The sequence below is a fragment of the Cystobacter fuscus genome (genome assembly GCF_002305875.1).
GTDB lineage: Bacteria > Myxococcota > Myxococcia > Myxococcales > Myxococcaceae > Cystobacter > Cystobacter fuscus_A.
The window spans coordinates 3,080,088-3,104,360 of record NZ_CP022098.1 but is presented as its reverse complement, the minus strand read 5'-3'; the positions used below and the strand labels follow the sequence as shown (position 1 = coordinate 3,104,360).

16 protein-coding genes and 1 pseudogene are annotated in these 24,273 nt (G+C 69.5%); 6 read left to right on the top strand and 11 right to left on the bottom strand.

Annotated elements, in window-relative coordinates:
* Positions 1 to 9: 9 nt before the first annotated feature.
* From CYFUS_RS12845 to CYFUS_RS12835, 3 genes are read right to left on the bottom strand one after another with little or no spacing between them, the layout of a single operon-like run.
* Positions 10 to 1,059 (bottom strand): hypothetical protein, encoded by a 1,050-nt coding sequence (locus tag CYFUS_RS12845; protein ID WP_095985477.1) that lies wholly within the window; start codon positions 1,057 to 1,059, stop codon positions 10 to 12.
* Positions 1,056 to 1,658, bottom strand: a complete 603-nt coding sequence (locus CYFUS_RS12840) for a 4Fe-4S single cluster domain-containing protein (protein WP_232537534.1) — start codon at positions 1,656 to 1,658, stop codon at positions 1,056 to 1,058. Before CYFUS_RS12840 ends, CYFUS_RS12845 begins: the two co-directional genes overlap by 4 nt.
* A gap of 46 nt (positions 1,659 to 1,704) precedes the next feature.
* The gene (locus CYFUS_RS12835) at positions 1,705 to 2,310 is read right to left on the bottom strand and encodes a Uma2 family endonuclease (protein ID WP_095985476.1); all 606 of its coding nucleotides are present in this window, start codon (positions 2,308 to 2,310) and stop codon (positions 1,705 to 1,707) included.
* A gap of 97 nt (positions 2,311 to 2,407) precedes the next feature.
* Between CYFUS_RS12835 and CYFUS_RS12830 the strand changes: the two genes are divergently transcribed.
* On the top strand, positions 2,408 to 3,049 hold the full coding sequence (locus CYFUS_RS12830; RefSeq protein WP_232537533.1) for a GNAT family N-acetyltransferase: 642 nt from the start codon (positions 2,408 to 2,410) through the stop codon (positions 3,047 to 3,049).
* Positions 3,050 to 3,096: 47 nt separating this feature from the next.
* Here the strand turns inward: CYFUS_RS12830 and CYFUS_RS50555 are convergent, their stop codons facing one another.
* The 4 genes from CYFUS_RS50555 to CYFUS_RS12815 all read right to left on the bottom strand — a co-directional run bounded on the left by CYFUS_RS50555 (position 3,097) and on the right by CYFUS_RS12815 (position 6,885).
* Positions 3,097 to 3,501: a hypothetical protein gene (locus tag CYFUS_RS50555; protein ID WP_157758410.1), complete on the bottom strand. Its 405-nt coding sequence runs from the start codon at positions 3,499 to 3,501 to the stop codon at positions 3,097 to 3,099.
* Positions 3,502 to 3,527: 26 nt separating this feature from the next.
* Complete coding sequence (locus tag CYFUS_RS50550; protein WP_157758409.1) at positions 3,528 to 3,710, bottom strand: hypothetical protein; 183 nt, start codon at positions 3,708 to 3,710, stop codon at positions 3,528 to 3,530.
* Between the two features lie 718 nt (positions 3,711 to 4,428).
* Positions 4,429 to 5,409, bottom strand: a complete 981-nt coding sequence (locus tag CYFUS_RS12820; RefSeq protein WP_095985473.1) for an SLBB domain-containing protein — start codon at positions 5,407 to 5,409, stop codon at positions 4,429 to 4,431.
* 36 nt (positions 5,410 to 5,445) lie between these two features.
* Positions 5,446 to 6,885 (bottom strand): sigma-54-dependent transcriptional regulator, encoded by a 1,440-nt coding sequence (locus CYFUS_RS12815; RefSeq protein ID WP_198316563.1) that lies wholly within the window; start codon positions 6,883 to 6,885, stop codon positions 5,446 to 5,448.
* 249 nt (positions 6,886 to 7,134) lie between these two features.
* On the opposite strand from CYFUS_RS12815, the gene CYFUS_RS12810 reads away from it, so the two are divergent.
* Positions 7,135 to 7,686 (top strand): acyltransferase, encoded by a 552-nt coding sequence (locus tag CYFUS_RS12810; RefSeq protein WP_095985471.1) that lies wholly within the window; start codon positions 7,135 to 7,137, stop codon positions 7,684 to 7,686.
* Positions 7,687 to 7,730: 44 nt separating this feature from the next.
* Here the strand turns inward: CYFUS_RS12810 and CYFUS_RS52625 are convergent, their stop codons facing one another.
* Complete coding sequence (locus CYFUS_RS52625) at positions 7,731 to 9,071, bottom strand: hypothetical protein (protein WP_232537532.1); 1,341 nt, start codon at positions 9,069 to 9,071, stop codon at positions 7,731 to 7,733.
* Between the two features lie 705 nt (positions 9,072 to 9,776).
* Positions 9,777 to 10,649 (bottom strand): annotated as a pseudogene (locus CYFUS_RS54505) (Kelch repeat-containing protein); the annotation flags it as partial.
* A 454-nt stretch (positions 10,650 to 11,103) separates the two neighbouring features.
* On the opposite strand from CYFUS_RS54505, the gene CYFUS_RS12800 reads away from it, so the two are divergent.
* Positions 11,104 to 12,192 carry an acyltransferase family protein gene (locus CYFUS_RS12800; protein ID WP_157758408.1) on the top strand — a complete coding sequence of 363 codons (1,089 nt, stop codon included), beginning with the start codon at positions 11,104 to 11,106 and terminating at the stop codon, positions 12,190 to 12,192.
* A gap of 57 nt (positions 12,193 to 12,249) precedes the next feature.
* Here the strand turns inward: CYFUS_RS12800 and CYFUS_RS12795 are convergent, their stop codons facing one another.
* Positions 12,250 to 16,215 (bottom strand): bifunctional serine/threonine-protein kinase/formylglycine-generating enzyme family protein, encoded by a 3,966-nt coding sequence (locus CYFUS_RS12795; protein ID WP_332468357.1) that lies wholly within the window; start codon positions 16,213 to 16,215, stop codon positions 12,250 to 12,252.
* A gap of 62 nt (positions 16,216 to 16,277) precedes the next feature.
* On the opposite strand from CYFUS_RS12795, the gene CYFUS_RS12790 reads away from it, so the two are divergent.
* On the top strand, positions 16,278 to 17,231 hold the full coding sequence (locus CYFUS_RS12790) for a sigma-70 family RNA polymerase sigma factor (protein WP_095985468.1): 954 nt from the start codon (positions 16,278 to 16,280) through the stop codon (positions 17,229 to 17,231).
* Positions 17,232 to 17,256: 25 nt separating this feature from the next.
* Here CYFUS_RS12790 and CYFUS_RS12785 read toward each other — a convergent pair whose 3' ends face one another.
* On the bottom strand, positions 17,257 to 18,336 hold the full coding sequence (locus tag CYFUS_RS12785; RefSeq protein WP_095985467.1) for an ADYC domain-containing protein: 1,080 nt from the start codon (positions 18,334 to 18,336) through the stop codon (positions 17,257 to 17,259).
* A 124-nt stretch (positions 18,337 to 18,460) separates the two neighbouring features.
* On the opposite strand from CYFUS_RS12785, the gene CYFUS_RS12780 reads away from it, so the two are divergent.
* Both CYFUS_RS12780 and CYFUS_RS12775 read left to right on the top strand, forming a co-directional pair.
* Positions 18,461 to 21,439: a CHAT domain-containing tetratricopeptide repeat protein gene (locus CYFUS_RS12780; RefSeq protein WP_095991975.1), complete on the top strand. Its 2,979-nt coding sequence runs from the start codon at positions 18,461 to 18,463 to the stop codon at positions 21,437 to 21,439.
* A gap of 953 nt (positions 21,440 to 22,392) precedes the next feature.
* Positions 22,393 to 24,273, top strand: coding sequence for an NBR1-Ig-like domain-containing protein (locus tag CYFUS_RS12775; RefSeq protein WP_095985466.1), 1,881 nt, complete (start codon positions 22,393 to 22,395; stop codon positions 24,271 to 24,273).

Here is a 24,273-nt window from a genome sequence, read left to right as displayed (position 1 = left end):
GAGTGGAGGCTAGCTGGAAACCGCTTCGATGGGGCCGAAGGAAGCGAGGGTCCGCTCGCGCTCCGCCGCGAGCCGGAAGCCGGCCTCGCCGAACGCGTTCCACTGGGAGAGCAGGAACTGGGCCGCGTCGTAGTCATCGTCGAAGAAGCGCACGGCGCGGTGCTCGGCGTCCCAGCGGGCGAGCCGGGCGAGACTCCTCAGCCAGGCGCCCGCGGCCCGGGAGGCCTCGGCACGGGCGCGCAAGGAGGCGAGCGGGGAGAGTCCTTCCACCCAAAGCGCCGCGGGGCGTTCCACCAGTCCCCTGCCCGCCTCCAGCAGGAAGCCAGCGAGCTCCCTCCGCTGGGCGGCCTCGAGCGCATCCAGGAAGGAGGAGAGCACCGCCTCCTGAGCCGAGCCGAGTGCCACCATGTCCGCGGGCTCGGAGACACGGCGCTTGGACTCCTCGAGGCGGAGCCAGCGGCGGGCGAGGTCCGCCTGCAAGGCCTCGAGCACGAGGCCCTTGTCCGCGAGCAGTGGCGTGAAGGCCGAGGCATCGAAGCCGGGCGGAGGCGCGCCGAGCAGCTCGGGAAAGCCGAGCCGGCAGAGCGCCGAGTGCCGGAAGAGGGGCTGGGCGCCCACGGAAGGCCCACAGGGCGTGCCCGCCACGAGGTGACAGCACAGGTAGAGGAAAAGCTCGTCGGCGAGCGTGAGGGGAGCCACCACCTCGAGCGGCTCGCAGTCGAGCCGTCCGAGGGGCTGGGAGGTGAGCCACTGGAGGGTCCGCACGCAGGCGGACGAGAAGTGCAGCACGGGGGCGGAGTGCCGTTGCCAGAGCCGGCCCTCCACGCCCTGTCCCTCGTGGAGGTGACGCTGCCGCCGCCAACCCCCGCGCCGGACGAGAGCGAGGACGATGCCCTTGGCGAGCAGGTCGCGCAGCACGTGGAGCGCGCGGGGGCCGAGCTTCGGGGGAACGGCGTGGCGGGTGAGGAGGAGGTCCTCGACGGAGGCGTACTGCCCCGAGCCCACGATGGCGCGGGCGAGGGAGAGGAGGGCGTGTTCGCTCGGGGAGACGGACATCATGGCCGCAGCCGGTTGGCGAGCTCGGGCCAACCGTTGATGACGAGCTTGCCGTCCACGAAGTGGATTTCGGCGGTGTTGGGAGCGGAGAACCGGGGATCGTCTGGCGAGTAGCGGGACGTGAGGAAGTGCAGGACCTGGTTGCGCGAGCCAATCCATCGGCGGCGCGTGTCCGGCTGGTCCTTCTCGAAGCGGCCATCGACGAGCAGGTCGGCGGCGGCGAGAAGCCGCTCCACCTCTGGATTGGCCTGGGCACGCAGCTCGGCGAGGGTGTAGCCGCTGAAGATCATGATGGAGAGACCGGCCTCGCGGAGGCGCTCGCACAGGGCGGCGGCGGGGCCGGGCTGGGCGAAGGGCTCGCCCCCGAGGAGGCTGAAGCCCTCGAGGTCCGGGGTGGAGAGGACGCGCCGGGCGAGTTCCTCGACGGTGACGAGGGGGCCGCGATCGGGGGCGAACATCTCCGGGTTGCAGCAGCCCGGGCAGCGCAGCGGACAGCCCTGGAGCCACAGGGCGAAGCGGTGACCGGGACCCTCCGCCTCGGTGCGGGGGACGAACTGGGCCACCCGGAGGGCGGGACCTGGAGGCTGTGGGACTTCGGTCATGGACACCCCCAGCATGCCAGCCCGGAGGCCGCCAGACGAGGGCACCTCACTCGGACCAGAGGAGCGGCAACTCGAACTCGATGGCCTCGAACGGCTCGACCCTCACCCGCTCTTCTCCCGCGAAGGACTGCGCGAGCACCCACTGACCCTCGACGAGCCGGTAGATGTCCAGCGTGCGGGCCAGCGGCTCCACCAACCACAGGTGCCTCACCCCTTCCCGGGCGTAGATGCGCATCTTCGCGCCCTTGTCCCGGCCGCGCGTGCGGTCGGAAAGAATCTCGCACGCCCAATCCGGCGACAGGCCGTAGTGCGCCGGCGCATCGGAGCCACCGACGGCACGCGGCAGTCGCTCGCGCGTCCACCCGGCCAGGTCCGGCACGAGCTTGTCCGGACGTGGGCCGAGGTGCAGCTCTGGCTCATAGAGGATGACCCATCCCCCCGGCCCGCCCCTGCCGAACTTGAAGGGCCCTCCGATGAGGATGCCCAGGTTCGACGCCACGTTGGCGTGAGGGCGGGCCGGGCGCGGGCTGAGATGCAGCACCCCATCCAGGATCTCCGCCACCATCTCCTCGGGAGCCGCCTGGAAGGCCGCCTCCACGGACGGGTCGTTGGGTTCGGTGGACTCGGACTCGGGAGGGCGACGAGAGACCATGAGAGAAGAGTTTCGCATGGCCCTCTCACGGTGCAACGTCGGGACCATTGAAGGCCGGAGCGGAAGGCCCACCATCCCAGGCGTAGACTCCCACCTCATGACGACGCCCGCCGGCCCCCTCGCCATCAGACCGCCCTATCGCTTGCGAACGCCCCGCCTCCTCTTGCGCTGCATGGAGCCCTCCGATGCCGCGCTCCGCAAGGACGCGGTGGACTCCAGCGGAGCGTTCCTCGAGCACTTCTTCCCTCTCACTCCCGAGGGACGCATGTCCCTGGATGCCCACGCCACGCAGATCCGCAAGCTCCGAGGCAGCTTCGATCTGGACCAGGATCGCGCCCACGGCGCCTTCGAGCCGGAGACCGGCAGGATGCTCGGCGAGGGTGGACTGCTCAAACGCGCTGGCATCGACGCGCTCGAGATCGCCTACTGGTTCCGCCGCGACGTGACGGGCCAGGGTCTCGCCACGGAGATGGCCTCGGCGCTGGTCAAGACCGCCTTCGAATTCGACAAGGTGAAACGCCTGGACCTGTTCTGCGCGCCAGACAACGAGCGGAGCGCGGCGATGGCGCGCCGGCTGGGCTTCACCTTCGAGGGACGACTGCGCGACCGGCAGCTCGCGCCGCACCACCCGCGCGGCGACCTGCTGAGCTTCACCCTCCTGGCCTCCGAGTACCCCCAGACCCGGGCCCACCTGCTCCCACTCGAGGCCTTCGACTTCCTCGGACGGCGGATCGCTTGAGCCAGGTCCCGAGACCCACTCGGACCAGAGCATCTGCGCGGCCTCTCCTACGAAATCAGCCCCATCAGATGGAAGAACACCAACCCGGAGCCGGCATGCGGTCCTCCCGAGAAACCTGGAAAAAGGCGGTGGACTTCCGCCGCGACGTCCCCCTCATACAATTGCGTTGCCAGGGTCACCCAGTCCAAGCCTTTGACGTCTGGCTTCAGCTCAAGCGCTTTACGCCGCGCCCATGCGAACAATTCATCTTCCTCTGGGTCACCGCCCGACGACCATTTGACTCGCCAGAATTCGTGGCCAGAGTCAGGGGATGGAGATCCAAGGCGGATGAGTTCAGCGGAAAGGTCGTTGTAATCTCGGCGCTCCGCCCAGGCCTTCGCACAGTAGAGATTGACGATACACCCCACATAGGCGTCTCGTCCGTCGAAGGCCTCCTCCTCCCCTGGAGTCATCGGTGCTCGAGGATCAGGCGGTGTCCTCACAAACCTTCCTCCACCATACGGTTCTGCCTGGCCCATTCATTCGCTGCTTGATTGTATAGGTCCGCTGCTTCACGTGGATACGTCTGCTCGTTGCAGGCGCTTTGGGCGAACAGGACGGCAACGCCCATGGCCGCCTCGCGTTGTTCCAATACACGGGAGGGCTCGGCATTTGCCTTCATGAGCTTTTTATGTAGCCGAAATGCTCGCTGGATGGCGCAATACTCGAACAAGCGCGCAACGACATCCGCTGCCCAAAGGCCCGGCTCTGGCGTCGGTGGGAGGAGCCGCCGGTTCGGTGAACGCTCCACCTGGACGCCTGGTGGCTGCCACGGCTGGCCGAGCGGTGACGCACCGGCACCCGCGGGGGTGTAGCTGGGACGGGGGAACTGGGGAACAGGCGCTGGGACAGGGGTGGGGAGCGCGGCGGCTTGATGAAAGCGAGCGGACCCCACGCCACTGTTGGCGCGTCCAGCCAGGAATAGGGCCACGGCCAAGTGTTTCATGTCTGATGGCCCAGGCCACCTCGTCCTCGATAGCCAACGAAACACGCAAGAGACTCCTACGCACGAGCTCAGGGCCCCTGTACCGACCACCAGAAGGCACGTGCAAAGCGCCGTGCCTATTTGACATGACCTACAAGGTCATGTCAACCGGGTCCCGGGTGCAACCCAGGAAATCGGTTCATGCGCTAGCCCAAGACCCTCTCCAGAGTTCTACCCCACCCGCCCCCTTCATGGTGGCCCTGCGCCTGATTGAGCCGCGCCTGCGCCATGTGCCCCGTCCACCGTCGCGGTGACGGGCTGGTTCGCCGCGAGCAGCTCGGCTGACGAGGGCGCGGGCAGCATCGTCTCGGCGAGCAAGCGCGCGCGTCGAGGCGCCAGAGCCCTCCTACCGTCCTCAACGCGGCAGGGGTGAGATGACCAGCAGGGGCACCAGGCGTTGGATCACGTCCGTCACCGAGGCGAACCAGTGCCGGGTCACGAACACGATGTCTCCGCGCGCCAGCTCCACATCGGGCGCCCGTCCCTGGACGAGCGCCTCGAGATCAGCCCGGTAGAGCCGCGGCGAGGAGAGCGGGCCCCGGACGATGCGCACGTCGGCCGCGTCCGCGCCGGGGAGCAGCCCCTGGGCCTGCGCGAGCACCTCGCTCAGCCGCAGTCCCGGGCGCCAGGACACGAGGCGGGGATGCCGCACCTCGCCCAGCACCCGCACCGCCGCGCCCCGCAGGGCGGGCACGAACAACACGTCCCACGGCGTCAGCAGCACGTTGTGCCTCGGATCTCCGGTGAGCGCCCGGGGGATGCTGATGGGCAGGGACTCCCCGGCACGCAGCAGGCGCGCGGCCTCGAGATCCCCGGCCTCGACGCTCTCGACCTCTCCCCCAGCCGGTTGGACTCCGCCGGCCAGCGCGAGCAGATCCGCCACCCGGGTGGGCCCCTCCAGGAGATAGCTCCCGGGCTTGACCACGGCGCCCTGCACACTCGCCCGGTGCCCGGCGGGTGACGCCACGGTGAGCGAGGCGATGGCGAAGCGATCATAGCGGCGCAACCGCTCCTGGAGCAGGGCCTCGGCCTCCTCCAGGGACGTGCCCATCACCGCGACGGCGCCCGTGAGCGGGGCATGGAGGAACCCGGCGTCATCGACGCGCAGGCCCGGCACCTCCAGGGGCGCCGCCGAGATCGTCCGCAGGTTGAGGACATCACCGGGCTCCAACCGGAAGGGCGTCGGGGGCACCGGGGCCATCCCGGCCGGCTCGGGGAGCGGCTCGCCCGTGAAGCCCCTGTCCTCCGCGGCGCGCGGCGGGGCGGGAGTCAGGTGGGCGTGACAGCCCGAGCACAGGGAGAGGACACTGCCCACCACGAGAAAAAAGCGGCGCATGCGGGCGCCCCCTGGCAAGAGCCGCGCCAGCGGAGCTCAACCGCCCGAGCGCTCGTCGATGGCCGAGGAGAGGTGCAACTCGCCCAGGCGGCGGTAGAGCGTCGCCCGCCCGAGTCCCAGCAGGCGCGCGGCCTTGCTCACACTGCCCTGGGTCACCGCCATCGCCTTGAGGATCTCCCGACGCTCCAGCTCCCGGATGGGCACGACGGTGTCCTCCGCGAGCAGGGGCCGGGAGGCGCCCTCGCGCGCGGAGGCGAGCACCCGGGGAATGGCGGGGAGCACGAGCGCGCGCAGCTCCGCGGGCAGGTGCTCGAGTTCGATCTGCGGCCCATCGCAGGCGAGCGCGGCGCGCTGGAGGACGTTCTCCAACTCGCGCACGTTGCCGGGCCAGGCGTAGCGCACGAGCGCCTCCAGCACCTCCTGGGTGACGCGGCGCGGGCGGCTCTTGTCCCCCCCGGCCCACCGGCGCAGGAAGTGGTGGACGAGCAGCGGGATGTCCGAGGCGCGCTCCCGCAGCGGCGGGACCCGGAGCGGATAGACGGCGAGCCGGTAGTAGAGATCCTCGCGAAACCGTCCCCGCTTCACCTCCGCGGGGAGATCCCGGTGGGTGGCGGCGATGATGCGGACATCGACGCGGATCTCCACCGTGCCGCCCACGCGCCGCACGGTGCGCTCCTGCAGGGTCCTGAGCAACCGCACCTGGGTGGAGGCGCTCATCTCCCCCACCTCATCGAGGAACAGGGTGCCGCCCTGCGCCTGCTCGAAGCACCCCTTGTGGGTGGTGAAGGCGCCGGTGAAGGCCCCCCGGTCATGGCCGAAGAGCTCCGACTCGAGCAGGGACTCGGAGAAGGCGGCGCAGTTGACGGCGACGAGCGGCCCGCCCGCCCGGGAGCCCTGCTCGTGGATGGCGCGCGCCACCAACTCCTTGCCCGTGCCCGTCTCGCCGAAGATGCACACGGGCACCTCCGCCATCAGCACCCGGCGCAGCTGCCGCACCAGGGCCCGCATCGGGGCGCTCTGGCCGACGAGGCGTCCGAGGAGCGGCTCCGCCTCCCCCGCCTGTTCGAGGCTCCGCAGCCGCCAGCACTCCCGCCGGTACTCGGCCGCCTCGCGCAGGGACTGGGTGACGCGCGCGCCCTCCAGGGGCTTGGCCACGTAGTCATAGGCACCCCGGCGCACCGCCTGGACGGCGGCGTGGAGATCTTGATCCGAGGCGATGATCAAGATGGGGAGCAGGGCATCGCGGGCCCGCAGGTGCCGCAACACGTCCCGACCTCCCAGGTCGTCGAGCTCGAGGTCGAGACAGACCGCCGTCCAGTCGAACGTCTCCCGTCCGAGCACCTCCTGGGCGTGCTCGAACTCGAGCACATCGAAGCCCAGGCTCTCGCTCCGGGTGCGCAGCAGCTCGCGGACGGCGGGATCACGACTCACGATCACGACGAGGTGATCTTCGTAGCCGGTCAAGTCATCAGTCACGTCGGGCAATCTCCTGAAGCAGCGTGAGGTACAGGCTGCTCTCGGTCGGCTGCCCGCTTCCTGCTGACTCCCGGGTGCCCGGTGCATGTCCCGTTCCCCCCAGGAGACCCGGACGTTCGCGGAGCACGTCCGGTCATCTCATCTTGAGACATCCTGAAACGAGACCTCGCCCCTGCCTCAAGATGAAACACATCCAACCCACGTCCCCGCGCGGGCGGGACTGGAACGGCGCTCGCAAGGGAGGGAGGCATGGGTTCGCGATTGAAACGCTTCCACGCCGTGGCGCACTCCCTACGGGCCTTCCGGGAGGACGGCGCGCGGGTGGTGCGGGTGCACCGGGAAGGGGGAGCGCGGCTGCCGCGAGCCGCCGCCGCGCTCGATGCCTCCCTGTGGGCGCTGGCCCTGTTGCGGCTCGGGGCCGGACTTCGGGGCGCGCTGGGCACGTCGCTGGGAGTGTCCACCGCGCTCCGCCTGGGCTTTCACATCGACGTGTGGAGCGATGCGATCGGCCCCGGGCTGCGCCTGCCCCACCCGTTCCACATCGTCATCGGGCGGGGCGTGGAGCTCGGGCCGGCGTGCACGGTGCTGCACGGCGTGACGCTCCAGAATGGCGACACGCGCGTGGGCCGGGGGGTATTCCTGGCCAATGGGGTCACGGTGCTCGCGGGCTCGCGAATTGGAGAGGGGAGCCTCGTGGGCGCGGCGAGCGTGGTGCGCGGGGAGATTCCCCCCGCGAGCGTGGCCGTGGGCGCCCCGGCCCGCGTGGTGCGGGCCACCCGACCCGGGGAGGCGGCGGCGTGAGCCGCTTCCTCCCCCTTCATGACATGGAGGTCATGCGGAAGGCACTACTGGAATTCGCAAATCCCTTCCACGCAAACGAACTTGTAGTTGGGGCATTTCTGGCCACAGCCGCCGCAGTGGTTGAAGTTATCGCTGACATTCACACACATGTTGCCGCAGGCCATCCAGGGATAGGTCGAATTGGTCGGACAGGCTTGCGTCTCCGTTGTGGTGGACGCCACGCATTGGCAACCCGAGGCGCTGTAGGTCGTCACCGTCCTCGACTGCACGCCTCCCTGCCCACACGCATCGGTGGAGGTACACGCACTCCAGGCCCCGTAGCTCGGCCCCGAGCATTCCACGGTGGGGGGCGCCCGGGTGCACGTCTGCGTTTGCGTGCTGGTGCTCGCGTTGCACTGGCCACTGGAGCAATTGAAATCGTAGCTCGTCACGCTGCGCGACTGCGTGCCCGTCGTCGTGCAGGCATCGCCGAAGCTGCACGCGCTCCACGCTCCGTAGCTCGCTCCCGGGCACGAGGTGTCCGGGTACACCGAGCAGGACTGCGACTGGGAGCCGGCGCTCGCGTTGCACGTGCCTCCGCCACACGTGTACGTCGTCATGCTCCGGTATTGAGTGCCCGACGTGGAGCAGTAGTTGCTGACGTTGCACGTGCCCCAGCCGCCATAGGAGGGGGAGCCACAGCTGCCCGTGGGCATGGTGCGAGTACACCCGTCGTACTCCGTGGTGGTGCTCGCGGCGCACTGGCCCGTCGCGCAGTTGAGGCTGTAGCGCGTCACCGTCCGCGACCGCTCGCCCTCATTCGAACAGACATCGTAATAGGAGCATCCGCTCCACGAGCCATAGGTGGGCGCAGCGCAGGTGGTGGGCGTCAGCGAGCACGTCTGGGACTGCGAGCTGGTGCTCGCGTTGCACGTCCCCGAGTTACACGTGTACGTCGTCATGCTGCGCGACTGGGTGCCCGACGTGGCGCAGTAGTTGGCACCCCCGCCACAGCTGCCCCAGCCGCCGTAGCCGGTGGAGCCGCAGCTCGTCCCATTGGCGGCATGGGCATCGGAGGGACACGTCTTGCCCGCTCCATCACAGACCTCCGCCACATCGCAGTTGCCCGCCGCCGCGCGGCAGGAGGTACCGGCGTTGACAACCGCGTCCGCGGGGCAGGAGGCCGAGTTCCCCGTGCAGTACTCCGCCACGTCGCAGACGCCGCCCGCGGCCCGACACTGAGTGGTAGCCGGCTTGAAGCTCCAGCTGCTCGTCGACACGCTGGGGTTGCACTGCTGGCAGTCGCCACTGGGATTGGTGCTCCCCGCCGCGTAGTAGGCCCCGCCAATCCAGCAGCCACTGCCGCACGTGCCCGTCGCGTCGCATACCTGGCCCGCGCCGCACACGGTGCCCGCCGCCTTCAGCGGGTAGGTACATACGCCATTGGCATACGTCCCTGGCGAGCCGTGGCACGCGTCCGGCGGCGTCGTGCACGCCACCACGCCCGCGCATCCGCCCGTCCCATTGCACACGTCCTGCACCGTGTTCGCGTTGCCATCGTTGCACGCCGTCCCCGCCGCCCTGGGCGCATAGCTGCACGCGCCGCCAGCGCCGCACGTCCCCGTCGACTCGTAGCACTGCCCCGGCGGCGTGGTGCACGTCACCGGCGTGCCGCCGCACCCACCCACCCCGTTGCACACCTCGTTCACCGTGCACGCATCGTGGTCGTCACACGCGGCCCCGTCCGCCTTGTACTGGTATGCGCAGCTTCCCTGCGTGCACGTGCCCACCGGCTCGTAGCACTGGCCCGGAGCACTGTCGCAACTGAGCGCCCGCCCCGCGCACACGCCCGCGCCGTTGCACGTGTCGTCGCCCGTGCACCCTTCCCCGTCATCGCACACCGTCCCCGCCGCCTTGGGCGCGTAGCTGCACACCCCCAGCGAGCAGGTGCCCGCCGCCTGATAGCACCCCCCCGGAGGCGTGTTGCACGTCACCCCGGCACACGCGTCGTACGTGTACAGCTCCGCCGTCGCCAGGCTCGCCGTCCCAATGCCTCCCACCACCAGCACCTTCTTCTGTGCTTCCAGCAATACCGCCACATGGGCGTACCGCGCGGTGGCCAGAGCGCCCACCCCGCTCCACGTTCGGGTCGTCGGCTCGTACAGCTCACTGCTGCTCAGCGCGCTTCCGTTCAGTCCGCCCACCACCAGCACCTGCCCCGTGCTCAACAACGTCGCCGTGTGCGACTCCCGCCCCGTCGCCAGCGTCCCCGCCGGGCTCCAGGTGCCCGTACTCGGATCATACAGTTCCGCCGTGCCCACCACCCCCGTGCTGTTGCGTCCGCCCACCACCAGCACCTGCCCCGAGGCCAGCAGCGTCGCCGTGTGGTTGTAGCGCGGCGTCGTCAGGGCTCCCGTCGCCGTCCACTTGTTGCTCGTCGGCTCGTACACCTCCGCCGTCGCCAGGCTCGTGCTCCCCGTGCCGCCCACCACCAGCACCCGCCCCGAGGGCAGCAACGTCGCCGTGTGAGCGCGCCGGGGCGTGCCCAGATTGGGCCCCGGCGTCCAGGAGCCCGCCTGGGCGTCATACACATCCACCGTGGTGCGAGCCCCGCCGTTGTTGCCGCCCGCCACCAGCACCTTGCCCGACGGCAGCAACGTGGCCGTCAGCTCCTTACGCCCCAGACCCGAGGCGAAGCCGCCCGCCGAACTCCATGTATTGGTGGCCGGCTCGTACACCACCGCCGTGGCCAGTCGGCCCGTGGTGTTCTCCCCGCCCACCACCAGCACCTGCCCCGACGGCAGTCGCGTCGCCGTGTGTGCCTGCCGTGCCACGGGCATGGGCGCCACCGCCGTCCAGGTCCCCGCTCCGGGCTCATAGACAGACGCCGAGGACAGATAGCCACTGGCGTTGTACCCACCCGTCACCAACACCCGCCCCGAGGCGAGTTCCACGCCCGCGTGGTACTTGCGCGATTCCGGCATGGAGGCTGTCCCCTCCCAGCCGTCCATCACCAGGGGCTCGGCGTGGCGCGCCAGCGTCTGCGTTCCCGGGGGAGGGCTGCTACAGCCCACCCACAATCCCATCCAACACCCCAGCAGGGCACTGCGGACTCTCACGGCATGCATGGCGGCTCCATCGGGAGGAACGCCCGTCACCGCATCCCCCCTGGTTGCGTGTCGGCTCGCCACGGTACTTCAGGTTTCGTTCACTACATAACTTTCCACCTGTCCCCTCATGGGAGGGCGTACGTCCTCCCAGCGCGGGGCCTGCCGGCCCTTGCCGGGGCCATGCCCCCGCCTTGGCCGAGCGCCGCCCGCGAGGTGGGCCCATTCCGAGACGCCGGAGTGCCTCGAACCGGGACACCGGAGACACGGCGCGGGCGGTGCGGCCGGGGGCGGAGGGCGCATGGTCCTTGCATTCCGGAGCGCCAGACACATGTCCTCCCCCCGCGATCCGGCCACCCCCAGGGCGCTCTCCGATGCGCTGTTCTGCAGCCGAGGCCTCAGCATCCTGCTGGTGGTGCTCGTCCACGTGATGGGCGTGGAGTCCTCCCAGGGACTGCGCAAGCTCTTCGTCCCGGAGCGCGCCGACCTGCGCTTCGCCGCGGGGCTCCTTCACAGCTTCAACATGGCGGTGATGCTGATGAACTCGGGCGCGGCGGTGTTCCTCTTTGCCGAGCCGAACCCGTCCTTCCTGGAGTTCACGCGTCGCAAGCTGCGCAAACTCGTCGTCCCCATGTTCGTCTGGGCACCTGTCGCCCTCGGCCTCCAGGAACTCCTGCGGGGGGGTCCGCGGACCCTCGACGGCTGGCTCGTCTGGATGGGCCGGTTGCCCACCGCGTGGTTTCCCCCCTACGGCATCTTCTGGTTCGTGCACGCCCTGGTGGGCTGCACCCTGCTCGCCTGGATCTACCGGCGCCTCGTGCCAGCCCCGGGCCCCTGGGCGGGACCCGGCTATCTGGGCCTGTCCCTGCTGGCCCACGCCATCGCCGAATCCTGGGGCGCCGCCACGGTGGGCGTGGGGGCGAGCTACCTGCGCCTCATCCTCTTCTCCAACTGCTTCTTCGCCTCGGGCCTGGCCCTGGCTCCCGGACTCGGGCCGGTGATGCGGGGGCTCTCCCGGCTGCCACGAGCGCTCCAGGCGGCGGTGCCGGTGGGGTGTCTGGGGCTGATGGTGGCGCTCCAGGCCTGGAGTTCCACCGAGGGGCCCTGGGCGCCGCGACAGCTCAACGGCCCCCTGGGCTTCTGCATGCAGTTCTCCCTGGCCGTCGTCCTCCTGGACCGGGCGCGGCGCGCGTGGCTGCTCAGAGGGCTCGTCTACCTGGGCTCGATCAGCATGCCCATCTACCTCTTCCACATCTACTTCGTCTCCGGACCCCGGCAGGCCCTGGAGCGGGCATGGCCCGGCGCGCCCCTCCCGCTGCACCTCGTCCTGGGCGCGCTCGTGGGCGTGCTGGGGCCCTGGGGCGTCTACCGCCTCCTGCGCCCGAACCGCGCCTTTCGCTGGAGCATCGGGCTGTCTTGAGGAGCCGGACGCGGCGCCCCGCCTGGGCGATGTGTTCGCTTGCTCACCAGTGCCCTCCTACCGTGGAGAGAACGAAGCACAGACGCGCACGCCGATCCTGACGTCGCGCGCCGTGGGATCTCCGGGTGAGAGGTCCGCGATGGCCGCGGCGAAGGCGTCGTAGTACCACGAGCCCCCCCGGAGAACGACTCGCCCGAACTCCGGTGTCACGGACCGCGTGAGCTCGTAGGCGTTGCCGGCCATGTCGTGCAGACCGAAGGGGCTCACCGACGCGGGGTGGGAACCGACCATGTCGGGCCCGAAGGCCGTGGGCTCCCGATCATAGGTCGCGTCGATGTTGGCGTCGTCGGGCCGCAGTTCCTCGCCATGAGGGTATCGGCGGCCATCCGCTCCCCGGGCCGCGTACTCCCACTCGTGCTGGCCACACAGGCGCGCTCCTGGCAGACGCTTCGTCCGGTCGAGCCAGTAGAAGTAGCCCTCCAGGTCCTGCGCGGAGACACCGAACAGGGGAAACCTTCTCCAGTCAGCGGTGTTCCGCCGGGTCCGCCCCGCGTAGACAAAGGCCTCGCCCACCTTCGCCGTGCTGAACTCCTCTCGCGAACGATAGAAGGTGAAGCTCCAGTCAGCGCCGGGGTGTCGCCGCAGCGTCACCGCCCCACCATCGCCGAAGCGCGGCTGCTCGAGGATCCTCCTCGCGGGCGCATCCGGAGGCAGGTCGTCGAGGTAGGTCAGCCAGTCGCCGAACGTCACCTCCCGCTGGCCGATCAGGTACCCCGCGTTGAGACAGAACCGATGAATCGGCGCGCTGAACGAGAACCTGCGCACCGCCTCGGGCTCGGCGCTGCCCAGGAGGAAACAGCCCGGCGGGATGTAGACATAGCCGTCAGGCACCGCGGTGGGGAGCGTGAGGCGGACCGTTTCGCGGGCACCGTGCGAGAGGCGCAGCGGCAGGTCCACCGGCACACGCCCCGGCTGCGTGACGTGGAGCACATAGGAGCCCTCGGGCAGGCGAAGGCGGGCGATGGGGGTCGGCCCCAGGGAGCTGGCCTCCGCGACGGGCTCACGGCGGAAGGTCCCCTCTTCCTGGGTGTAGCGCTCGAGCTCGACGCGTGCGCCAGGTGGGGTGGAGATGATCTCCAGTTCGGCCGGGGCCTTGAGCCGTTGCAGCCATTCCGTGTCCACTCGCGCCGTGTCCACCTCCTGCTCCAGACGCCGCACCCACTCGTCATGCTCGCGGCTCTGGTGGAAGCGCTCGGCGAGGAGAGCCCGTTCATAGGTGAGCTCCGAGATGAGCCGGCGCGTGCCCACGTGGTGGCGATCGCGATCCAGGGCCCTCTCGAGGTTCCGGCTGGCGCGCGTGTAGGCCGCATCCGCCTGATCGCGCAGGGCGAGCGCCTGGGTCCATTGCCGCTCGGCGGCTCTCCTCGGACCATCGGGTCCCGACAAGGTCTGGAGGCCCACGGACGGCGGCGCCCGGCCATCGAACAACGCCAACGCCTCCTCGCGGCGTACGCGGGCCCGCTGGGCGAGGTCACGGCCCGCGGCGAGCGCCTCCCGTGCCAGGCCGTGCTCGGTGGCGACGAAGCGCGTGTCCTCGAGGTACGCGTGCAGACGAAGCCCGCCATAGGAAGCGCAGACGGCGAGCACGAGGCCCAGCACCGCGAGCCAGCGCCCCCAGCGCTTGCGTGTCACGGCGCGCTGGGAAGCGAGGAGGAAGGCATGCTCGCGCGAGCCCAGGGTGGAGGGCTCGAGCAGCCGCGCCTCGTCGAGCTGCCGCTGCCCCCAGAGGGCATCGCGGGCCCGCATGAGGCGCTCCCACTCGGCGCTGGCCGCCTCGACCCGCTTGCGCACCACGCGATGGCCGATGTCGTCATCGAGCCAGTCGCGGAGCGTGCCCCAGCTCTCGATGAGCGACTCGTGGGCGATCTCCCAGCGCGGCTGGCCGCTCACGGTGCGCGTGTGCAGGAGGCGACCCTCGACGAGCGCGCGAAGGGCGGCACGGGAAGCCCCATCCGAGGCCTCGGCGAGCTCGTCTTCGCCACGCTCGATGCGCGTGCCCTCCTCCGTCACGAGTTGGAGCAGGAGGCGCCGCGCCGCCGCGTGCTCCGTGGGACTCAGGCGCGCGAGCACTCCATCCGCATGCCGGGACAGCGCTCCAGCCACCCCGCCCATCTCCTCGAGCGCCTCCCGCATGATGCGGCCGCCCTGCTCGGGATTGCACCGCTCCCACAGCTCGGCGAGCGCGAACTGGAGGAGGGGCAAGCTGCCCACGCCATGGACCGTGGAGGCGACGAGCATCTGGAGGAGCTCACCCGATTCGAAAGCCACGCCCCGGCTGCGCGCGGGCCCGACGATGGCCTCGCGCACTCCCTCGGGTGACAGGGGGCGAAGGATGTAGAGCGCCCGCTCCGCCTCATCGCCCAGGCCGGGAAGCGCGCACAGGCGTGTCAGGAAGTCGCCGCGCACCGCCAACAGCACGTGCACCCCCACCGACGGCAGGGCGAACTCCCCGAGGAGCCGGGCGAAGTGCGCCGCCTGGACCGGTTCGGAGAGGGTGAGCAACTCCTCGAGCTGATCGATGAAGAGCAGCAGGCCCCGTCCACTCGAGTGCGCCTCACGCAGCGCCTGGCCGAGCCAGGCTGACCTGTCCGCGAGCGCGGTGACGAGCTCCGCCTCCTTGCGGCCGAGCAGGGGCGCGAGCGCGGCGGCGAGGGCCTCGAGCGGACGATGGCCGGGCCACAGCGTGAGAGTGATCCACTCACGGCCTTCATCCAGGGCGCCAGCGGCCACCCGGGGCAGGACGCCGGCGCGGCACAGCGAGGACTTGCCGGTCCCGGAGTCCCCGGCGACGAGGACCAGGGCGCGCGAGCGCAGGCGCTCGAGCACGGCGCGGATGTCGGCGTCGCGCCCGAAGAAGAGCGACCGGTGCTCGGCCTCGAAGGGAGCGAGGCCTCGGTAGGGATTGCCGGCGGCCAGCGGCTCGGGCGCGAGGCGCTCCAGCCGCTCCAGGGCCTCGAGGAGTGCCTCGGCCGAGGCGAAGCGCTCGAGCGGATTGGCCGCGAGGCACCGCGTGATGATCGCGGCGAAGTCCGGATCGATGCCCGGCACGAGCCCGGCACGGGCAAGCACCTCCGGAGGCTGGAGGGACTCGCGGCGTGGCACCTCGCCCGTGCACAGCTCGTGGAGGATGAGCCCCAGGGCGTAGAGATCGCTTCGAGGGCTCGCGGGAGCACCGGCGAGAAGCTCGGGCGCCATGTAGGGCAGCGTGCCGCCGATGGGGCGCGAGGTGGAGACCTCGGCTGCTCCCACCTCGAAGCGCTCGGCCAGACCGAAGTCGAGCAGCTTCACCACGCCTTCCCGGGTGACCAGGGCATTGGAGGGCTTGAGGTCGCGGTGGAGCACGCCCTGGCGATGCGCCGCCGCGAGCCCCCGGGCAAGTCCGATGCCCAGGGCGAGGACCCGGCGCCAGGGCACCGGCAGGGGCAGCGCCGCGAGGCTCTCGCCGACGACGTACTCGGAGACGATGTACGGGTGGCCACTCACCTCACCGACGCTGAACACATTGACGATGTGGGGGTGCTGCAGGCGCGCGAGCGCCCGGGCCTCGGTCGCGAAGCGCTCACGGAGCCTGGGAGCCGGCTGACTCGAGGCCATGAACTTCACCGCCACGCGCCGATCCAGCGAGGTGTCGTGCGCCAGGTAGACGACGCCCATGCCGCCACGACCAAGCTCGCCTTCGAGGCGGAATGCGTCGAAGGCGTCGGGTGGCGTCCAGACGAGCCCCGGCTCCCGCGAGGTGCCGGCCGGCTCGCAGTCATCCGTGGCCTCCTCCCCCGCGCGCTGAATGCCAGGTGTGAACGTGGCGAGCAGGGCCCGGCAGTCGTCGCACCCGGCGGCGTGCCGATGGATCCGGGCCAGCTCTTCGTCCGGCAACCGGTCCTCGAGCAGTTCGACCAGGAGCTCGTCCGTCAGGCAATGGGAGATGGGCTGACGCATGGAGTTGGAGGGAGCCAGGTCGGCCACCGGGCGTCCTCCTACAGTCGCTCCCGTTGGGGCCGGGTGAAGCGCATGGTATAGGCCCCGTCATGGATGAGGTGCGAGAACTGGTCGGGACATTTCTCGCGCACACGAAGGTGCGCTTCGTTCCCCCCACGGAGGCGGAGGCCGTCGTGCTCGACCAGGTGCTCATCCGCGCCTGGGAGGATGCTCGCGCGCAGTGGCCAAGCGTGGTGCTCCCCGCGGAGCCGTTCGTGCTCCACCTCGCCGAGCGGCTGCCCGAGGCGAATCCCCACGGCCCCATCGCGCCGCTCTTCGCCAGGATGTCCCTGGCGGAACTCTACCTCACGTGTGCGTGTCTTCAGGGCCTTGCCTCCGCCCAGGAGGCGTTCGAACGGAACTACCTGGCCAGGCTGCCGGAGAAGCTCCGGGGTCTCAAGCAACCCGAAGCGATCATCGACGACGTCTGCCAGATAACGCGCGTGAAGCTCCTGGTCGCCACTCCCGAGAGCGCACCCAGGATTGGAGAATACACGGGGCGAGGCGCGCTGCTGAACTGGGTGCTCGTCACCGCGGGTCGCATCGCCACCCGGCTGAGGGCCGCCGAGAAGCCCGCGCCCGAGCAGGACGCGGAAGAACTCCTCAAGGCGCTGCCGGGGCAAGGGGTCGACCCGGAGCTGGATGTCATGAAGCGGCGCCACCATGCCGAGTTCCGCCAGGCCCTGCGCGAAGCCTCCTCCACGCTCTCGGCCGACGAGCGCCACCTGCTCCGCCTCCACTTCGCCGATCGCCTCTCGACGTACGAGCTGGCCTCGCTCTTTCGCGTCAATCAATCGACCATCTCCCGCTGGTTGAAGAGCGCACGGCAGAGGGTCTACGAGGAGACCCGCTCCCGCCTGAAGGCACGTCTGGGCCTGTCCACCCTGGGCTTCAAGAGCTTCCTGGCCTTCGTCGACAGCCAGTTGGACCTGAGCCTCAGTCAGCTCCTGGACGACAAGGGCACCGAGGCGCCTCCAGCCGGGACTCCGCCAGAGGACGGCTGAGGCGGGAACATCCCCCAGCGCGGGCTCACCGGCCCTGGACGGGAGCGGTGGTGCCTTTCGGGCCTCCATACGACAGGTTCCGCAGCAGCGCGGACCCGGGGTCGACGTCCGCCCGACGCACCGCGCAGCGATCGCCTCCGCCCAGCTCGGCCACCGCGCCCTTCTGGAAACGGTTGGGACACTCCTGGAGGATCGTCTCCATGGCACGACCATCACGGGTGCGCGCCAGGCAGGTGGCCCCGTCGGGTGCCCACGCCGCCTCGAAGGAGGCCCTCGCGGGATCCCATTCCTCCGAGGCCTCGGTCGTCCGCAGGATCAACCCGAGCCGATCGTACATGTCGATGGTGGTATCCTGATGCGTGTGGCTCCGGCCATTGCCGCAATAGTCCGCACGCGCCATACGGGTGCAGGCCTGATGGAGGCCGGACAGCGGCTGCCCGTCGCGGCTGACCCAGGGCTTGTAGCCCCAGAGGATGCACTTGGCGATGGCGCCGTTCTGACAGGCGAAGGTGAGCTTGCCCGGGTCCTCATGGTGAGCCCCGCTGGCGTCCCAGGAGCCGCTCACCGCGAGGGCGCGGGAGTCGGTCACGCGGTCCAAGGCGACACAGGGGTTCTCCCATTCCTGGGCCACCGCGTTCCAGGCCTCGATGCGGTAGAAGACCATTCCAGGATCCTCGGGGGAGGGCTCGGCGCCGCAGATGGCCACCTCCACGCGCCTGCCGTGACTGTCGGTGGCATGGAGCACGGTGCCGACGACACCGCTGGTGACCCCCCCTGCCTCCGGGGAGGGAGAGGCCACCAGGTGCCCGCCCTCGAGCCGCAGCGCCTTCACCCCGACATCCGCCTGACGCAGGGGCGCGAGCTCGGCCGAGACGAGCACGCTGCTGCGCTCCTCGGTCACCTTCTCGGTGTCCCAGTCCCGCTTGGTGCCCCACAACATCGTCCCCTGGGGCCTGGCGATGCGGTAGGCGGCCTGGGACTGACACCGGCGCGCGTAGCGCTCGGCTTCGTGCACGGACGTCGCGGATGCCGGAGCGCCGGCCCACGCCAGGGCGGGGAGCTGAAGCAACAGGCAGATCAGCGGAAACTTCTTCATCGCGTTCATGGCTTTCTCTCCGGTGCGCTCACCGGGTTGGGCTGAACAGGTGGCTCGCGAACGTGGAGAGCCAGTGAAGAGAGCCAGTGAACTCGAAATCGATGCAGAGAATCCGCATTCGAAGAGGATGGACATGGGACGTGTGCTCGGGTGGATGACCGTCGTCATGCTCTGCTGTACAGCGGGAGCGGCGGTGGCGGAAGAGGTGGGGGATGCGCGGCTGGTGGAGGCGCAGGCCGCCTTCGACGAGGCGGCGAAGCTGAAAGACGCGGGCAGTTATCCCGAGGCCCTCGCACGTGCCGAGCATGCGCTCGCGCTGAGGGAGGCCGCGCTCGGGAGCACGCACCCGGACTTCGCCAGTTGCCTGCATCAGGTGGGGGACCTGTACCGGCGGCAAGGGGACCTGGCCCGCGCCGAGCCACTGCTTCGACGTGCGCTCGCCATCAGGGAAGCGGCTCTCGGCGAGAACCACCCCGCCGTCGCCTCCTCGCTCAACAACCTCGCCATCCTCGCCACCGCCCAGGGGTTGTATGACCGGGCCGAGCCCCTCTTCCAGCGCGCGCTCGCCATCCAGGAAGCGATCCCCGACAACAACCTCCTCCTCGCCTCCGCGCTCAACAACCTGGCCAACCTCTACTCGGACAAGGGGTTGTACGACCGGGCCGAGCCACTCCTGCAACGTGCGCTCGCCCTCTATGAAGCGGCCCCCGGCGACAACTCCCACCTCGTCGCCTCCGCGCTCAACAACCTGGCCGGACTCTACCTCCAACAGGGGTTGTACGACCGGGCCGAGCCGCTCTACCAGCGCGAGCTCACCCTCCAGGAAGAGTCCCTCGGCAAGAACCACCCCGACGTCGCCTACGCGCTCAACAACCTGGCCAGCCTCTACCTGCAACAGGGGTCGTATGGCCGGGCCGAGCTCCTCCTCCAACGCGCACTCGCCATCAGGGAAGCGGCCCTCGGCAAGAACCACCCCGACCTCGCCGACTCGCTCAACAACCTCGCCGACCTGTACATCAACCAGGGCGCGTACGACCGGGCCGGGCCACTCACCCAACGCGCACTCGCCATCCATGAAGCGCTCTTCGGCGAGAAACACCCCGGCGTCGCCGACGCACTCAGAATCCAGGCCAGACTCCACATGATGCAGGGGTTGTACGGCCGGGCCGAGCCACTCTTCCAGCGCTCCCTCGCCATCTCCGAAGCGGTCTTCGGCAAGAACCACCCCAACCTCGAGCTCTCGCTCCACGACTTCGCCCTCCTCCGGTTGGCGCAGCATCGCCTTCCCGAGGCCCTGCCGCTGTTCACGCGCGCACTCGCCATCTCCGAGCAGCGCCTGCGCCAGGAGACGCTCGGCTTCTCCGAAGCACGCCTGGCCCTCTTCCTCCAACAGCTACGCACGACCGAGCAGTTGCTCTACTCCCTGGTGCGCGAGCATCCACGGGACGCCCGCGTCCGGCGCCTGGCCCTCGGCGCCGTGCTGCTGCGCAAGGGCCGCTCCATCGAGGAGACCGCCCGCATCTCCCGCAGTCTCTACCAGCGCATGGGAGCCGAGGAGCGCGACCGCCTCGAGAGGCTACGCGGCCTGCGCACCCAACTGGCCACCCTCTGGCTCGCGGGCCCCGGCTCACTCACCCCGGCGGACTACCAACAGCGCCTCGATGCCCTCGCCAGCGAGGGCGATGCCCTCGAAGCCGACCTCGCCAAACGCTCCGCGCCCCTGCGTGCGCGCACCCGCCTTCCACCCCCCGCGGAGATCGTCGGACAGGTGGCCGCCTCCCTCCCCAGGGACGGCGCCCTCGTCGAGCTCATCGCCTACGTGGACAGCCCCCTCGGCCCCCAGCGCGGCACCCCTCATTCGAGGCGTCAGGGACAGCTCCGCTACCTGGCGCTGGTGCTCTTCCCCGATACCTCCACCCGTGCCTTGGATCTCGGTCCCGCGGCGCCCATCGACCTCGCCGCCACTCGCCTGCGCGATGAGCTCGCACGCCGTGACGCTCGATTCCAGACCTCCGCCCAGGCCCTCTACCGGCTCGCCTTCCGGCCCCTGCTGCCCCTGTTGGGCAACACCCGCCGCCTCTTCATCTCTCCCGACGGACAGCTGGGCCTCGTCCCCTTCGCCTCACTCCACGACGGCCACCACTTCCTCCTCGACTCCTTCGACTTCACCTACCTCACCTCCGGCAGGGACCTCCTGCCTCGTCTCCAGGACACGCCCCCCTCGTCCTCCGTCTTCGTCCTCGCCGACCCGGACTTCCACGCGTCATCCCGAAAGCTCCCCGTGGCTTCGTCCGGCAACGCCCCCACGCTGGCCGGGCACTCCGGCCCCACCGGGAGCTTCTCGTCCACTCCGCACGCGGACCTCGCCGCTACCCCGTGGGCGTCCCTGCCGGGCACTCGCCAGGAAGCCGAGAGCATTCAACGCCTGCTCCCCCAGACCCAGCTCCTCCTCGGCACCGAGGCCACCAAGGAGCGGCTGTTCCACCTGCCCACGCCCGGCGTGCTGCACCTGGCCACCCACGGCTTCTTCCTCGAGGACGCTCCCGTGCCCGAGGGCTACAGGGGCGTGGTCAAATTCGGTGCGCTGGGCGAAGAGGCCCGCGCGCCGCGTCCCTCCGACCCGTTGCTGCGCTCGGGCCTGATTCTCGCGGGCGCCCCCCCCAGGGGGCCTGACGACGCCCCGGACGCGGCCAGCCCGCCACCTGACAGCGCGCCGGTGACGGCCCTGGAGTTGGCCGGCCTCAACCTGTGGGGCACCCAGCTCGTGGTGCTGTCCGCGTGCGACACCGGGCGAGGCGACGTGAAGCTGGGCCAGGGCGTCTTCGGCCTGCGCCGCGCTTTCGTCGTGGCGGGAGCGGAGACGGTGGTGATGAGCCTGTGGAAGGTGAACGACGAGACGACCCGGACCCTCATGGAGGCCTACTACCGCAACCTGCTCGCGGGGCTGGGCAGATCCACGGCCCTGCGCGAGGCCATGCGCTCCTTGCGCCTGACCCAGGCCCATCCCCACTACTGGGCACCCTTCATCTCCGTGGGCAGCGATGCGCCCCTGCGCGCCCTGGCCTCTCCCTCCCAGCGAACCCCTGACGGGACGCCCGCGCGGGGACGGTGACCCGGACTGGTGGCGCCCGAGTTGGAGCGGTTGATGCGGCTGCTGGAGAAAAGAGGGGCCCTCCCCGCGCAAGGGCCCGAGGACGCGCAGCAGGCACTCCAGCTCCTCCACCTCGGACCCCGGCCCGGGCCCCGGCAAGCTCAATTACAGGCAGATGACTGTATTCAGGGTCGAATAGCCCGAGACCTTGCAGGTTCGGACGACATCGCCGCAACACCCACTCCAAGCCTGGGTACCGGACTGATACTCGACCCGTGGAAAAGTGCCGCCCTGACAGTTCTGGTACGGGCCCCCGGGCAGCGCTGCGAGCTGTGGCGAGACCCCGCCCACGGTGCAGGAGATTCCATCATAGCAGGTGACTGTATTCAGGGTCGAATAGCCCGGGACCTCGCAGGTTCGGAGGAGATCGCCGCAGCACCCACTCCAAGACTGGGTACCGGACTGACGGTCGATCCGTGGAAAAGTGCCGCCCTGACAATTCTGGTACGGGCCCCCGGGCAGCGCTGCGAGCTGTGGCGAGACCCCGTTCTGGGTGCAGGCCGTAGCACCATCCTCCCGAGTTGCGACATTGGACTTCTCATCCACGGGGTCTTCGACCCCTCCGCACCCAGTCGCCAGCATCGACATGACCAGCAGCGCGGAGCTTGTTGCCTTGATTGCCAGGTTCACTTCCTTGCTCTCCTCATCGAATACGGGGGGCCGGAAAAGCCCCCCTCGATTCAGATGAGCCACCGACGAGGAAAATGATGCGGAGGATTTCCAGGTTTTACGGCAGAGCTGGGAAAGCTCAATGATCCTGGCCGCTTGCGACGCGCCCCCAGACGCCCGCGCTCACGTCTCGATGGGCTCGGGCGGGACGGACATTGAGCACGTCATGCATCATTTTCCTGTTCCTCGGCTCTTCCCATTCGCAGGGGCCAGCCTGGCCGCTCGATTCGAGTGAATACTCCCCCATGAAACCACCCGTCACTTCCCTCTTGCTTCTCGTGAGCCTTTGCCTCGCCGCGCCCTCGGCCTTCGCGGGCGACAGCGCGGTCTTCGTGTCCCAGACCGTACCGACGTCGCTCACCACAGGTGAAGTCCGCACGGTCTCGGTGACCATGCGAAACAATGGCACCACGACCTGGACCCGAAACGGCGAGCTCGGATACAAACTGGGAAGCCAGAACCCCCAGGACAACTACCGGTGGTTCTACAACCGGATCTACCTCGATGCTGGCGAGTCGGTAGGCCCCGGTCAGTCAAAGACCTTCACCTTCGACATCACCGCGCCCTCGACCCCTGGCACCTACAACTTCCAGTGGCGGATGCTCCAGGAGAAGGTCGCCTGGTTCGGAGACTTCTCTCCGAACGTGACCATCCAGGTCGCGGCGCCGGTACCTCATAACGCCCAGTTCGTCACACAATCGGTGCCGACGACGCTCGTCGCCGGGCAGAGTGCTTCCGTGTCGGTGACGATGAAGAACATTGGCACGAACGTCTGGACGGCCGCCGCGGGCTATAAACTCGGGTCGCAGAACCCCCAGGACAACCTGACCTGGGGCATCGGCCGGGTGGACCTGGCGCCGCAAGAGTCGATCCGCCCGAACGAGCAGAAGACGTTTACCTTCAACATCACCGCGCCCTCGACCCCTGGCACCTACCACTTCCAGTGGCGGATGCTCCAGGAGGACTACATCTGGTTTGGAGACTTTTCTCCGAACGTCGCCTACCCGCTGCCGGTGACGCTCTGTCCCGGGGTCTCCGTGGTCCCGGATGGCCTGAGCGATCTGGGCCCGTCACTCCAGACATGCATCGACAACACTCCATCCGGCGGCACCCTCGAGCTGCCACCCGGCACCTACGGTCTTGCCACCCAGGTTCGGATCAACAAGCCGTTCACGCTGCGAACCCGAGGGCTCGAGAACTCGGCCGCCAACTGCGAGGAGCCTGGCATCCACTGCGCCGTGCTCAAGGCGCTTCCCTCCTTCAACGCCAAGGTCGGCGGCTTCCTCGCCGCCGAGGCGACCCAATACGTGACCTTCGACCACCTGATCCTGGACGGCAATCGCGCCGCCCGCCTCGGGACGACGGCCGCGTCGCAGTGCCCCCTGGGCTCGGACAACAACAGATGGGGCTTCAACGCGAAGATGGGCGATTGCACCTTCTGTCGCTTCACCCACAGCGTCAGCAAGAATGCACTCTGCGGCACCGCGCTCGAGTTTCGCGGCAATGACGGCACGATCACGAACAGCGTCTTCCGCTCCAACGGGCAGAACTCGGTCCCGGGGATGTGGGCGGACGGACTGACGATCCACTTCTCGGATCGCGCCACGGTCACCCACAACACCTTCGTCGACAACAGCGACGTGGCCCTGATCCTGGGTGGCGGCCAGAATGCCGTGGTCACCCACAACAGGATCAGCCAGCCCGGCCAGGTGGCCTTCGCCGGCCTGATGCTCGACAACTTCAACACCCCCGAGTGGGGCAACTTCACCGGTGCCGTGGTCAGTGACAATACGATTGACTGTTCGGCGGCCCGCAACTGCCACTTCGGAATCGAGCTCGGACCTCACCCCTGGTACATGCCGCCCAAGAACATCCAGGGCGGCGACGTGCACGGCAACAGTGTGTACTCCGCGCGGCAGGGGATCAACGTCGATGGGGCCGGCACGACGCAGGCGCCGCTCCGCCTCTACGGCAACACGGTCACCAACGAGGCGCCCGGATCGGCCAGCTTCAACTGTGGAGTCCACAGCACCTCGCGCCTCAACATCAATACCGCCGACTCGGTGGTGGACCGGAATGGAGACACCACGCCCATGACGACCTTCGAGTGGCACATCTGCCCGTAG